10 protein-coding genes are annotated in these 13395 nt (G+C 40.7%); 5 read left to right on the top strand and 5 right to left on the bottom strand.

All coding sequences use genetic code 11. The annotated features are described in order from the left end of the window. Positions 1-1403: 1403 nt before the first annotated feature. Entirely contained in the window at positions 1404-1640 is a 237-nt protein-coding gene (locus V7K62_RS30080) for a hypothetical protein (protein WP_334870695.1), read from the bottom strand. Between the two features lie 296 nt (positions 1641-1936). Beyond that, positions 1937-3874, bottom strand: a complete 1938-nt coding sequence (gene gyrB, locus V7K62_RS30075) for a DNA topoisomerase (ATP-hydrolyzing) subunit B (RefSeq protein ID WP_334870693.1) — start codon at positions 3872-3874, stop codon at positions 1937-1939. Between the two features lie 261 nt (positions 3875-4135). Here gyrB and miaA point away from each other — a divergent pair, with 261 nt between their 5' ends. After that, positions 4136-5041: a tRNA (adenosine(37)-N6)-dimethylallyltransferase MiaA gene (gene miaA / locus V7K62_RS30070; protein ID WP_334870691.1), complete on the top strand. Its 906-nt coding sequence runs from the start codon at positions 4136-4138 to the stop codon at positions 5039-5041. A 56-nt stretch (positions 5042-5097) separates the two neighbouring features. Here the strand turns inward: miaA and V7K62_RS30065 are convergent, their stop codons facing one another. The 3 genes from V7K62_RS30065 to V7K62_RS30055 all read right to left on the bottom strand — a co-directional run bounded on the left by V7K62_RS30065 (position 5098) and on the right by V7K62_RS30055 (position 7137). Further along, entirely contained in the window at positions 5098-5823 is a 726-nt protein-coding gene (locus V7K62_RS30065) for a Uma2 family endonuclease (RefSeq protein WP_334870689.1), read from the bottom strand. Between the two features lie 180 nt (positions 5824-6003). Continuing rightward, the gene (locus V7K62_RS30060) at positions 6004-6210 is read right to left on the bottom strand and encodes a hypothetical protein (RefSeq protein ID WP_334870687.1); all 207 of its coding nucleotides are present in this window, start codon (positions 6208-6210) and stop codon (positions 6004-6006) included. Positions 6211-6657: 447 nt separating this feature from the next. After that, entirely contained in the window at positions 6658-7137 is a 480-nt protein-coding gene (locus V7K62_RS30055) for a competence protein CoiA family protein (RefSeq protein WP_334870685.1), read from the bottom strand. A 146-nt stretch (positions 7138-7283) separates the two neighbouring features. On the opposite strand from V7K62_RS30055, the gene glcD reads away from it, so the two are divergent. The 4 genes from glcD to V7K62_RS30035 all read left to right on the top strand — a co-directional run bounded on the left by glcD (position 7284) and on the right by V7K62_RS30035 (position 13383). After that, positions 7284-8756 carry a glycolate oxidase subunit GlcD gene (glcD, locus tag V7K62_RS30050; RefSeq protein ID WP_334870683.1) on the top strand — a complete coding sequence of 491 codons (1473 nt, stop codon included), beginning with the start codon at positions 7284-7286 and terminating at the stop codon, positions 8754-8756. A 249-nt stretch (positions 8757-9005) separates the two neighbouring features. Further along, positions 9006-10244 carry a glycoside hydrolase family 10 protein gene (locus V7K62_RS30045; RefSeq protein WP_334870681.1) on the top strand — a complete coding sequence of 413 codons (1239 nt, stop codon included), beginning with the start codon at positions 9006-9008 and terminating at the stop codon, positions 10242-10244. Next, positions 10244-10807, top strand: coding sequence for a hypothetical protein (locus tag V7K62_RS30040; protein WP_334870679.1), 564 nt, complete (start codon positions 10244-10246; stop codon positions 10805-10807). Before V7K62_RS30045 ends, V7K62_RS30040 begins: the two co-directional genes overlap by 1 nt. 326 nt (positions 10808-11133) lie before the next feature. Further along, entirely contained in the window at positions 11134-13383 is a 2250-nt protein-coding gene (locus V7K62_RS30035) for a sensor histidine kinase (RefSeq protein WP_334870677.1), read from the top strand. The last annotated feature ends 12 nt before the right edge of the window (positions 13384-13395 follow it).

The raw sequence follows: 13395 nt of genomic DNA, 5'->3' as shown, positions 1-13395 counted from the left end.
TTTACTTTAGTTTAAGCAACTACTAAAGATGACTTGCTCACTTTAGTAAATGTTATATGTGTTGCTATCACATATTGCTTTCAACTAACTGGTCAAAAAAAATACTCGCCTTTATCAAAAAATTTGCCACTCTATACAAATGAGTTCAGACTGTTGGCAGATTTTCGTAGAAAGACTCTTCCGATTGTAGCCTGTTTCACAGAAATTGCACTCTTTTTGTGTATTAATCATGAATTCATTAAGCAACTGTTAGCTACTTTCACCAAAAAGACATTGAAAACGGGAGTTATACCCGGAAATTTTTTCTCCACTTTTCGGAATTGCAGTGACGCTCTTATTACATTACGAAGTAAGTACGCTTGCTTTTGCCGAATTTCATGTATTTTACACAACATTAATTACTGAGAAAGAGTGCCTTTTATGTTAACTCAGACTATTCGTCTTAACCTACCCATTTTTACATTTCCTTCATAAATTACGCATCCCTTACACTCAAGCGGGTTTTGAGCTTGGGTAAATACAACAACAGTGGTGGTGCTTGCCTTAAAGAGTTAACCTTCTGCGTACTAACTACCTTAACTGAGGAGTTGAGGCTCTGGCAGAATCGACCTGATCGGAGATCAATTTAGGTTTAACTAATTCGGTCTTATTCACACGTTAGCGCACTGTGGCGATTTCAGCCCTATGAAACTTGACAAACTCTTCTTATTGTATACAAGGATATTTTAATCAATTCAAAAACAATTTGTCCTGCGAACTCGCCAATCTTGTCTTATCTTAGGCAAAAGTACATTAGATACATACGATACAATAGCGATCGCTACACCACCACATGAAGATATTAACAAGTTTTCAGCCTTATGGTGTGTACTTCCAACAGCTATCACCTCGAACACAGAGAAAGGAAGAAAATTGCCTGATGATTTGGTTACAAAGTTTTTTGCGTAACTCAATTGTAAATTTAAATACTTTTATTTCGGTGAGTTTCTGTCATCTTATGATGATAAATCCTCAAAATACTTATTAATTGCTGTTTGATAGATGATATTCAGTTCTTTTCTTAGAGCATAACAAATGTGTTCCTAGCTGGTGGGCTAAATTAATCAGCGAGTCAGAGCAAAGAGTATTATCTGGACTAAATTTCCAATAAAGTTGGTACTTTTGCTAACACTCGCACATTGATTGTTTGGAAAATATTGACAATAAGCAAATTATATGGTCACTTTCTGGCTGAGAAATTTAGAATTTTTGTCGTGCTGACTTACCACTTGTGTGACAAGTCAACCTAAATTTTTAATTGATTGTTAGCGTCTAATTCAAAGTCAGGGTGGCTTTCAAAGCTACCTCTAACGCAAACTGGAGACTATGAACTTTGCTGAACTAGCGTGGTGTTGGGGTGGTGTTTAGACTCCTTGACTAGCTGCTGACTTTGCCAATTCTGCTAAATTTTGGGTGGCAATGATGGCAGTAGGAGTTGGCGTGACGGGCAAGACAGTTGTTATGGGGGTTTGGTCAACTGGAGGGACAGTTGCTGTAGGAGCTTCTGCGGCAGGTTGAGCGCAGGTAGATAGAGCAACTAAGCTACCTATGCCAATAATATTGAACAATGCTTTTTCTACGATGCCTTTGCTGGTTTTCATAGCTTTGTGTAGAATCCAGTTAAATAGGGAATTATTAACAATAGTTAATGAATTTATGGATATAGTCACTCATTTAATCACATAATTTGTAGTGGCAAAAATATCAGTACAATAAATTTATAAATTACGTAGTTTGTCATCAGCTAAAAGAGGTGTTTTTTATAGAAATGTTGGATATAAAGTCTTTACCAAAATCTGTTGCAGGAATGTCAAGCAATACTTCAAAGCCAAAGATCCCCGATTTTTTTGAGAAATCGGGGATCTTATTTTTTACGAATGATTTAGGACTGCTGATATTAGATATCTAAATCGGTGAAGTTGAGTTTAGAGCCATAGGTTTCGATGAATTCTCGTCTAGGTGCGACCCGATCGCCCATTAAAATTGTGAAGATGCGATCGGCTTCGGCGGCATCCTCAATTTCGACTTGCTTCATTTTACGAGTTTCTGGGTTCATAGTGGTGTCCCAGAGTTGTTGTGGCATCATTTCACCCAAACCTTTGAAGCGTTGAATGGTATAGTTGGCGTTAGCAGGAAATTTGGCGATCGCTTGATTTTTTTCGCGATCGCTATAGCAATACTCATGATTACGTCCCCGTTCTACTTTAAACAGTGGCGGACAAGCAATATAAATAAAGCCTTGTTCGATGAGCGCTCGCTGATATCGATAGAAGAAAGTTAACAACAAAGTCCGAATGTGCGCTCCATCTACGTCAGCGTCCGTCATGATGACTATCCGATGATAGCGCAGCTGAGTGGAATCGAATTCATCACCTTTAACACCTAAACCAAGTGCTGTAATTAACGATTGAACTTCGTTGTTTTTATAGATTTTAGCGTCATCGGTTTTTTCAATGTTGAGAATTTTACCACGTAGAGGCAAGATTGCTTGAGTGCGGCGATCGCGTCCTTGTTTTGCACTCCCACCTGCTGAGTCCCCTTCCACGATGAAAATTTCCGATTCGCTGGGGTCACGAGAACTACAATCTGCCAATTTACCAGGTAATGGGGAAGATTCTAGCACCGATTTGCGCCGAACTAATTCCCGCGCATGACGGGCTGCTTCTGCGGCTTTGAAAGCTTGGATAGCTTTATCTAAAATTGAGTCTGCTATGGCAGGATGAAATTCTAGATACTCAGTCAGTACTTCTCCTACCAGAGAATCGACAATTCCCCGAACTTCGGTATTACCGAGTTTAGTCTTGGTTTGGCCTTCAAATTCTGGATCTGGGACTTTAACGGAAATTACCGCAGTCAAACCTTCGCGGACGTGTTCGCCACTGAGGTTAGTTTCATTCTCTTTAATTTTATTGCGCTTGCGGGCGATCGCATTTAATGTCCGAGTCAGAACCGCCTTTAACCCTTCTAAGTGCGTACCACCATCGACGGTGCGAATATTGTTGGCAAAACCTAGCACATTATCCGTGTAAGCATCAGTACACCATTGCAAGGAAACTTCCACTTGTACGTTGTTGCGTTCCCCCTGTACATAGATAATTTCTTCATGCAGCGGTTGCTTCTCACGGTTCATGTAGGCGATATATTCTTTAATGCCACCCCTGTATTCGTAGGATTCTACCTTGGGTGTATCGCTTTTCAGTAATTCCAGACGGTGGTCAGTAAAGGTAATTTTGACACCAGCATTCAGATACGCCAATTCCCGTAGGCGACCTGATAAAGTGATGTAATCAAACTCAATGCTAACAGTGAATATTTGGGTATCTGGTTTAAAAGTAACAGAAGTTCCGGTTCTCGCTTCTTTATAAGGCTTGACTTGTAGATCGGTAACTGGCACACCCCGTTCATAGCGCTGGATATGAACTTTTTTATCGCGCCAAACTGTAACTTCTACAACTTCAGAGAGGGCATTAACAACAGAAATACCAACCCCGTGCAATCCTCCAGAAACTTTGTAGCCACCGCCGCCAAACTTACCACCGGCGTGCAGTACCGTCATCACCGTTTCCAAAGCCGATTTCCCGGTTCGCGAGTGAGTATCGATGGGAATACCGCGACCATCATCTGTTACAGTAACGGAACCATCAGCGTTGATATCCACCTCTATATGAGTGCAATAACCCGCCAAAGCCTCATCAACTGAATTATCCACCACCTCATAAACTAAATGGTGGAGTCCTCGCGGCCCAGTAGTACCGATGTACATTCCTGGTCTTTTGCGGACGGCTTCCAGACCTTCCAGAACTTGAATCTGATCGGCACTGTAACTGCTCGTCATGTAAACTCTCCTGATCCGTGGGGTTGAACTCGCCAAAAGGCAAACAAAAGTAAAAACACTCCAAAATTGTAACACAAAAGGCTTGCTGGCGTCTGTAGGGCATTTTCAAGAGAAGTTTATACTGGGGTTGCAGTCCCGTTGGAGAGGGCCAAAGGGGCAGAAGGAGCAGGGGAGGCAGGGGGAGATGAGGGGGACAAGGGAGAATTATTGAATAAGTTTCTTCCTTATGCCGAATGCCCCATAACAAATGACTAATGACTAATGACTAAATTAATTGTGATTTGTGGTGCGACAGCAACAGGTAAATCAGGTTTGGCTTTGGCTTTGGCGATGCGGTTGGGTTCTGTAATTCTGAGTGCTGATTCTCGTCAAGTTTATCGTGAGTTTGATCTTGGGACGGCAAAACCAACTGTGGCTGAACAAAAATTGGTGCCGCACTATTTAATAGATATCTGCGATCCAACAGACGTGATGACAGTAGCAGACTACCAGGAACAAACACAAGCACTAATTGCTTCTCTTGGTGTTACGCCACTGTTGCTAGTTGGTGGTACTGGTTTATACATTCGTTCCATTGTCCAAGGGATGAAAATTCCGAGAGTCGCACCGCATAAAGAATTGCGATCGCAGCTTGAATCTCTTGGTCAATTTCAACTATACGCGATGTTACAACAAGTTGATCCTGTTGGTGTACAAAAGATTCATGCTAATGACTCAGTGCGGACTCTAAGAGCATTAGAGGTATATTATGTCACTGGTCATCCAATTTCGGAACAGCAAGGGGAGAATCCACCAAATTATCCAATTTTGCAAATTGGCTTAGATTGCCATGTTGAAAAGTTAGACGCTCGGATTAAACAGCGTACTGAGCAAATGATAGCAAATGGTTTGGTTGCTGAGGTGGAGTCTCTTTGTCAAAAGTATGGCGTTGATTTGTCTTTATTGAATACTTTGGGCTATCAAGAAATAAAGCAATATTTGGCTGGGAATATTTCCTTAGATGAAGCGAAAGAGTTAACAATTTTGCATACCCGACAATTTGCCAAGCGACAACGCACTTGGTTTCGAGGACATCCACAAATTGAATGGTTTGATGCAGATGATTCTGATTTATTAGAGAAGGTTTGGCATCGGATAAATGAGTTCATAAGTTGCACAAATAGGTGAGAATTTTTTGCTCATGTAAAGACGTAAAAAAACTTTGCGTCTTTACAGCGAGTCTTCTAGAGAGTGTCGGGATCTACACCCATAGCCCGTAGCCTTTCTGCTAGTAATTGGGTGCGTTGTTCTGCTTGTTCAGCACGTTGTCGTTCCTGTTCGGCGCGTTGTCGTTCTTGTTCGGCGCGTTCATCTCCAGTCAGCAAAACATTACCATCTTGGTAGCACCAGCGTAACCAAGTATCCTGTCTATCTTCAAATTTGCCTTCCCACAAAGTTACACCTAAACCAACTTGTTCCAACGAATTTTCTGAAGTTTCAAAGTAGCGTGTTCCCCTAAGTTCATAAACGCGTAGGACTTTTTCTCCTAATTGCTGATTTGGGTCATATACAATGTAGTAACTTGCCCGCATTTGTTCATAAATTTTCAGCTTTTTGCCAAGTTCATCACCTTCTTTATTAGAGACAATTTCGAGTACAACTTCTGGAGGTTTGCCAAAACGCCAAACCATATAACAACGATTTTGTTTTTCCCACCATTTTTCAGGCACTTGCACATCGAAGCTGAGAAAAATGTCGGGTACAATTGCGGGTTGTCCGTCTGTATGGTAAATTCCGACATTCGCTGCTGCGAAAAAAGTCTGGCTTTGTAAAGAACTGTAAAGAGAGCCAATTAAAAGGCGTTTCTGTTTGCAAGTAGCAAAATTATCTAAAGTATCATCTTCAGTGACTAGCTGGTTGGCATCTGGCACATAGTAATCATCATCATTGATTAGAACTTGCTGAACCATGACTTTATCCAGTATTTGAAAGTGTTATTTCTAGGTTAGTTTATTAAGAGGATGCAAAATACCTTGATATCTTGTAACTTAAAGTTTGCTTTACTCAGATTTAAGTTTAAATTATATTAATTTTCATTTTATTATGTAGGATTTATAATAAGCAATAAAAAATTAAAATAAAGTTTGTATTCATAGTAAAGATAATTGCTTAGGCTTACATGGATTTTCAAAACGACGAATCAATTCTTTTTTTTTACTTTCAAATAAAAAACCTTCAACAAATGAAGCATTTTCCTGAACACGAATTCCATATTCAGGATTGGTAAAAGTTGAAATATTATCTTTATATATGTTGCAAACTGCAAAAAATATGTTATCTCCTAAGTCTAAAATCATTGGTTTTTTGCATTGTTGCATTGAACGACTGTTCTGCCACCAAAATCGACAAGCTAATCCTTCTATTGACTCTGGAAATCATACAGGGATTGGAGGATTATGAGACAGAGCATGAATTTTTTGATACCAAATTCCTCTTTTCCATGTAGGTTGTTTATATTCATAAAAAACTTCTTTAGCTATATGTTTATTTGAATGTCTAAAATCTGTAAATTGTCTTATGTCAATATTTACTTTCCATCCGTAATCTTTCATTTTCTCGGAAAAATTATCTGCTTCTCCATAAGAGGATGTTTGAAAAGTATTTGGCTGTGATTTTAGGCACTTTGATCCCCCCTAACCCCCCTTAAAAAGGGTGGAACCGGAATCAAAGTCCCCCAATTTATCGGGGGATTTAGGGGGATCTAAAATGTTTTGATACCGACAAGAGGACTTTTCAAACAACCTCTAAGAGTCGAATTTCGTTGAGCCTTCATCATATCGCCTATGGTCACGAAGTTTATACCATTTAACCTCATAACAATTATTTGACAGATATTTATCAAAGGTAATTAGCTTTTGCTGACCTTTTAGATGCCAAATCCATAATAAATTGTCATAAGCTTGCTCTCTATCTTTAATTTCTTCACCTTTGAGATAAGAATTTTGAAATTCCCAAACACGGCCTGTAGAATCAATAGCATCCGCACGATTTTGATTTATATAAACTTCTATTTGACTAGGGTAAAATAGGGCTTTCCATTCTCTATGCCATTCTGACTCGCCAGAGTACCAGGCACAATCATATTTAGCCTTATGTGCCCAATGCCATATTTGAACTGATCCACATTTTGCGATTACTTCATTTCCACATTTAGGACATTTCCCTAATTGTCCTTTTCTTTTGACTTTTGAGCGAATATGGTTTTCAGTAATCGCAATCAACATAATTCATTCAGTAGACAATCTCTTTCTATTACTCTAGTATAACTAGTGTGATCGCCTTTTATTACCCTGAAGCTGCTATTCTTGCAACAATAGAGTAATTTCAATTTTAAGCAACGTGTAAACATCTACCTTGAACTTGAAAAACTATGCTTACCCAAGATAAAAAACAACTTAACTGGAAACCCATTATCAAAGCATTCGAGGCTGTCCTTGGTAAAAATGGTGTGGTGCAACGCCGCGAAGAACTCATTACCTATGAATGCGATGGTTTAACTGGCTATCGCCAACGTCCGGCTGTAGTGGTGTTACCCAGAACTACAGAACAAGTTGCCCAAGTGGTGAAGATATGCAACCAATATTCTATACCCTTCATCGCACGCGGCTCTGGCACTGGTCTATCTGGCGGCGCTTTACCAGTGATAGACTCTGTTTTAATTGTCACTTCCTTAATGCGGCAAATCCTCAGCATTGATTTAGAAAATCAACGGACAGTTGTACAACCAGGGGTGATTAATAGTTGGGTGACACAAGCTGTTAGTGGTGCTGGATTTTACTACGCTCCTGACCCTTCCAGTCAAATCATCTGCTCTATTGGGGGCAACATTGCGGAAAATTCTGGTGGCGTACATTGTCTCAAATATGGTGTTACTACTAACCACGTTTTGGGATTAAAAATTGTCACACCATCAGGAGAAATTATTGATTTAGGCGGACAAATTCCAGAAATGCCTGGTTATGATTTAACAGGTGTTTTTGTTGGTTCCGAAGGAACTTTAGGAATTGCCACAGAAATTACTTTGCGAATTCTCAAAAGTGCAGAATCAATTTGTGTGCTGTTGGCAGATTTTACTAGCATTGAAGCTGCGGGGGCAACTGTTTCTGACATCATCAGCGCCGGCATTATTCCTGGTGGTATGGAAATGATGGACAACTTCAGCATCAATGCAGTTGAAGATGTTGTCGCAACTAATTGTTATCCCCGCGATGCTACTGCTATTTTGCTAATAGAAATTGATGGTTTAGAGGTGGAAGTTGCAGGGAATAAGCAGCGAGTTACCGAAATTTGTAAAAAGAATGGTGCGCGGAATGTCACTTCTGCTACTGACCCAGAAACGCGATTGAAATTATGGAAAGGCCGCAAAGCGGCTTTTGCTGCTGCTGGACATTTAAGCCCAGATTATTATGTACAAGATGGTGTAATTCCCCGGACTCAGTTGCCTTATGTTTTACATGAAATTGAGGCATTAAGTAAACAATACGGTTATCGTGTTGCTAATGTGTTTCACGCTGGCGATGGTAATCTTCATCCGCTAATTCTTTATGATAATTCTGTCTCTGGAGCATTAGAGCAAGTAGAAGAAATGGGTGGAAAAATTCTCAAACTTTGTGTCCAAGTCGGTGGTAGTATTTCTGGCGAACATGGCATCGGTGCAGAGAAAAAGTGCTATATGCCAGAGATGTTTAGCCAAGTTGATTTAGAAACTATGCAATGGGTGCGGCAAGTTTTTAATCCTAAAGGGTTAGCAAATCCTGAAAAGATATTTCCCACACCACGAACTTGTGGTGAAGCAGCAAATGCATCTGCTATCAAGCAATTTGAAGGTGTGGAAAGATTTTAAGAACAACGAATTCAGGAGTCAGGAGTTAAGAATTAGGACTTAGGAGTAAGAGTTAAAAGTTTGGAGTCATAATTTATTAAGTTTTGGTATCGTTAAGTATATTCATGACCAAAACTGGCTCTGTATTATTTCAACTATTCTGACTTCTGACTTCTGACTTCTGAATCACCATTTCTTTACATCATCCGGAGGATTACAACTTTATTTTGTAGTTATATATATTCCGATCGCACTAGGTCACGCTTACAAATGAATCGGGTTGCTCGCCGTTGTGTTTCTTACTTGCTGTGTTTGGGATTAGTAGTCACTTTAACAGTTTTTTCACCCATTTCACTACCAGTTTATTCCCAAAAAACAAGCCCTTTAACTACAGAAATTCGCGGCGTTTGGCTTACTAATGTTGCTAGTGGTGTACTATTTGTCCCTTGGGGTATTAACCGTGCTATAAATCAATTATCGGCTCTCAACTTTAATACAATTTACCCTGTAGTTTGGAACCGAGGACATACTTTTTATAAGAGTGCTGTAGCGAAAATGACTACAGGTTCAGATACTCAACCTTTGCTCAACTTTTTGCACGGTGGACAGGATGTTTTAGCAAAGATAGTGACACTTGCCAAAAATAAAGATTTGAGAGTTATTCCCTGGTTTGAATACGGGTTCATGACGCCGCATTATTCACAATTAGCAAGGCGTTATCCTGACTGGTTAACAATTGGGCAAGAAGGTATAAATTCTATTCAAGATGCCCCGCCGGAAGAAATCGACAATGTTTTAATAACTAAACAGGCTTGGTTGAATCCCTTACATCCACAAGTGCAAGAGTTTATCCAAGGGTTAATTTTAGAAGTAGTCAGAGATTACGATGTGGATGGTATTCAGCTTGACGATCATTTTGGGATGCCTGTACAGTTCGGCTACGATCGCTTCACTATAGAACTCTACCAGCAAGAGCATCAAGGTAAAAGTCCCCCTAATGACCCTTTTAACCCAGAATGGATGCGGTGGCGGGCAGATAAAATTACTGATTTCATGGCAGAAATCTATCAAGCTGTCAAAGCGGTTAAGCCCAAAGTTAAAATATCTTTGTCTCCTAACTATCAAGCTTTTGCCTACAAATACTATTTGCAAGATTGGGAAAATTGGGTAAAAAAAGGTTTAGTTAGTGAGTTAATTTTGCAGGTATATCGAAATGACAAAAAGTCTTTTATCGCTCAACTAGAACTTCCATCTATAAAATTGGCTCAAAGTCTAATTCCTGTAGGTATTGGTATATCAACGGGAACGGTAGGTAATCCGGTGAAAATGGCACAAGTTAGAGAACAGGTTCAGGTAGTGCGCGATCGCAATTTTGATGGTATCTCCTTTTTCTACTGGGAGAGTTTGTGGGGTTACATTGTACCTGAATCACCCCAACAGCGACGCAAAGGTTTTTTTGAGATGTTTAATGCAAAAACTGTCAGACTATTACAAACAAAGAAACTTTAATGCCATTCGCGCCTAAAAATACTAGATTTGGCTTTACATTGCTATGGACTTTAGCTACTGTTGGCGGTTTTTTATTCAGTTTACTCTTAATTGAAGTCGGCGAAAAGCCAGATATTGGGGTAGTAGAAGCAGCTATCGGCGGATTTGCGATCGCACTTCCTCAAGGTTGTCTTCTCAAAGAACCTGTATTTTGTATCCGGTGGATTTTGTCAAGTCTTTTGGGTTGGAGTATCATTACTGCGATCGGTATTGGTGGCGTGGGTTGGATTGTACCTAGCACTCAGATTCTTCCCTTAAGAATTATGTCAGGGACAGTTTATGGTGCCCTTGGCGGCTTGGGGATTGGATTAGCACAATGGTTAGCAATTCCCCAGCCTGTAGCGTGGCGATGGATATTTGTCTCTGCGGCAAGTTGGGCTGTTGCTGTCCCCGTGGGTTCTGCTGTGGGAACGATCTTGCACGGCTTAACGCATTTATTTTTAGGTGAAGTTATCGGATTAGGCATCACTTGGCTGCTGGTTGGTATCCTCACAGGAATTAATGCTCACAAATTGCGATTGTAACTTCCCTTATTAAGAATAATAAACTTAATTGATATATACTTAGGTTTTTACTTAGATATATGCAAAAATCTTAAAAAACTGTTAAAAATAAATTGCCGTAAATTTGCCCTCACCTGCAAATGTATTTTCACCTTCAAAAAGCAGGATTTTGTTAAGCTGACTCCTATTAGCTTTCCTAGATTTCTGACAAGAAGTAGAGAAAGATCAAAATTTCGATGAGCAACGGCTGACAATACTTTGCTATAGGCGCTAATAGTGCATCTACTACAAGCTTAACGACAAGAGAGCGCCTAGAAGAGTCAGTAATACTAGACAGGGACTCTCGTATGAATATAAATCCAGTGGAATCAACTATGGAGTTGACAAAATTATCACCACCTCAAATTCTTTTCGGCACAGAAATAGATGAAAAAAGCAGTAGTGAGCAGTTTCTACTAAGCATGTACGATTCTGTACAGGCATCAATATTTGTAGTTGATGTTCTGGAGGATGGAGATTTTCGGTATGTGGCCCTTAATCCAACTCATGAGCGGTGGATAGGGATTCGCTCAGATGAACTCCGGGGCAAAAAACCAGAGGATATTCTCTCCCCCATTGATGCTGCCAAGGTGCGTCAACATTATGCTGACTGTGTAAGTTTCGGCACAACTATTTCTTACGAACAATGTTTGCAATTCCAGGAAGTTCCCACTTGGTGGAGTACGACTCTCACTCCACTAAAGGATGCTAACTCTAGGGTTTATCGACTGATTGGTACTAGTAGCAATATTACCCCTGTTAAGCAAGCAGAACAAGCAGTTAGACTCCAGGTTGAACGAGAGCAACTGCTAGAAGCGATCGCTGGACGGATTCACCAATCTGTAGAATTAGAGACAATTCTGCATCAGACAACAATTGAACTGCGACAGTTTTTGAATTGCGATCGCGTTTTAATTTATCGTTTCGAGGCTGATGGCAGTGGAGTAATCATTGCCGAATCAACTGTAGCTGCCAGCGATCCACTGTTGGGAAAAAACATCACCGATCCCTGCTTCAGTGGCAAACATCCAGAACACTACGGACGAGGTTGCATTCAAGTTGTCGAAGATATTTATGCAGCCGGCTTGCATCCTTGCCATAGAGATTTTCTGGCATCTTTGCAGATAAGAGCCAATCTCGTCGTGCCGATTTTCCAAGAGCAAGATATGTGGGGGCTATTGATTGCCCAGCATTGCCGTGAATCGCGTCAATGGCAGCAAACAGAAACTGACTTGCTCAAGCAGTTGGCAACTCAAATCGGCATTGCTGTCCAACAGGCAGAACTTCATCAGCAGCTCAAGGATCTCAAAGCCAAGATGGAGTTACAGAAGCAAAAGCAGATCAATCAGTTGCAGCAGGTGCGAAACTTTGAAGCCTTGGTGCGACGCATGACAGAACAAATCCGCGACAGTCTGGATCAAACTCAGGTGTTGCAGACACTCACGCAGGAATTAGCACAGTTACTTAACCTTGACCGTTGCCAAATCGAACTCTACAGTACCTGCCAAACTCTAGTTACGATTATTTACGAATACAGCATTAACTTACCCAAGTGTCAAGGATTAACCAAACAGATTGCAGAGCATCTGGAAGTTTATCAGCCGCTGTTGCAAAAACAACCATTGCAATTTTTGGAAATTGTACCGGGATGGCAACCAAAGTTGCTAGTTATGTCCCAGATGGCTTGTCCAATTTTCGATACTCAAGGGATTTTGGGAAATATTTGGTTGACAAGACCATCACAAGAGGCATTTGATGAATTTGAAATTGAGCTAATGCAGCAAGTAGCAAATGAATGTGCGATCGCGATTCGTCAAGCCCAGCTTTATAAACAAAACCAGGCACAGGTAAAAGAACTAGAAAAACGCGATCGGCTAAAAAACCAATTTCTCAGAACTCTGTCTCAAGAACTGCGGACACCAATCACAAGCATTAGCCTTGCAGTCCAAACTCTCGAAAGTGTCCTCACACCAGCAGAAATATTAGAGATAGAAATAGTTCCGCAACTCTTGCAGATTCTGCATAACGAGTGTGGGCGAGAAAGCAAGTTAATTAACGACTTACTCACACTCACATATCTCGAAGCCGAACCCGATCCCCCAACCTTGATTGCCATTGACTTTCAAAGCTGGCTTCACCCGATTATCGAGTCTTTTCGACACCTCACCAACTGCCAGCGACAGCAGTTAAACCTGACTGTCGATCGTGCGCTGCCGCCTTTGGAGACAGATATCACTGATTTAGAGCGGATTGTCAGCGAACTGCTCAACCATGCCTGCAAGTACACCCCAGCAGGGGAATCGATCACAGTCTCTGCTCACCTGATAGGGGATGCAGTCGAGCTTAATATTACCAATTCGGGAATAGAGCTTACCAGCAATGAACTCTCACGGATTTTTGAGCCTTTCTATCACCTTTCCAAACACGATCCTTGGAAACATAGCGGCACGGGGCTGGAATTGGCATTAGTGCAGAAAATGGTCAGACATTTAGGCGGCTCAATTTATGTAGAGAGTGCAGCAGGTCAAACCACCTTCACCGTCAAATTCCCCTTTTGATTCGTTTTTTGG

This window comes from Nostoc sp. (genome assembly GCF_036917935.1).
In the GTDB taxonomy this organism is placed as follows: Bacteria; Cyanobacteriota; Cyanobacteriia; order Cyanobacteriales; family Nostocaceae; genus Nostoc.
The sequence above is the reverse complement of the archived record's forward strand: the minus strand, read 5'-3'. Positions and strand labels throughout refer to the sequence as shown.

Bases quoted from the DNA above. Each gene is read 5' to 3' on its own strand.
- V7K62_RS30080 (WP_334870695.1), bottom strand. From the start codon at position 1,640: ATGAAAACCAGCAAAGGCATCGTAGAAAAAGCATTGTTCAATATTATT.
- gyrB (WP_334870693.1), bottom strand. From the start codon at position 3,874: ATGACGAGCAGTTACAGTGCCGATCAGATTCAAGTTCTGGAAGGTCTG.
- miaA (WP_334870691.1), top strand. From the start codon at position 4,136: ATGACTAAATTAATTGTGATTTGTGGTGCGACAGCAACAGGTAAATCA.
- V7K62_RS30065 (WP_334870689.1), bottom strand. From the start codon at position 5,823: ATGGTTCAGCAAGTTCTAATCAATGATGATGATTACTATGTGCCAGAT.
- V7K62_RS30060 (WP_334870687.1), bottom strand. From the start codon at position 6,210: ATGATTTTAGACTTAGGAGATAACATATTTTTTGCAGTTTGCAACATA.
- V7K62_RS30055 (WP_334870685.1), bottom strand. From the start codon at position 7,137: ATGTTGATTGCGATTACTGAAAACCATATTCGCTCAAAAGTCAAAAGA.
- glcD (WP_334870683.1), top strand. From the start codon at position 7,284: ATGCTTACCCAAGATAAAAAACAACTTAACTGGAAACCCATTATCAAA.
- V7K62_RS30045 (WP_334870681.1), top strand. From the start codon at position 9,006: ATGAATCGGGTTGCTCGCCGTTGTGTTTCTTACTTGCTGTGTTTGGGA.
- V7K62_RS30040 (WP_334870679.1), top strand. From the start codon at position 10,244: ATGCCATTCGCGCCTAAAAATACTAGATTTGGCTTTACATTGCTATGG.
- V7K62_RS30035 (WP_334870677.1), top strand. From the start codon at position 11,134: ATGAATATAAATCCAGTGGAATCAACTATGGAGTTGACAAAATTATCA.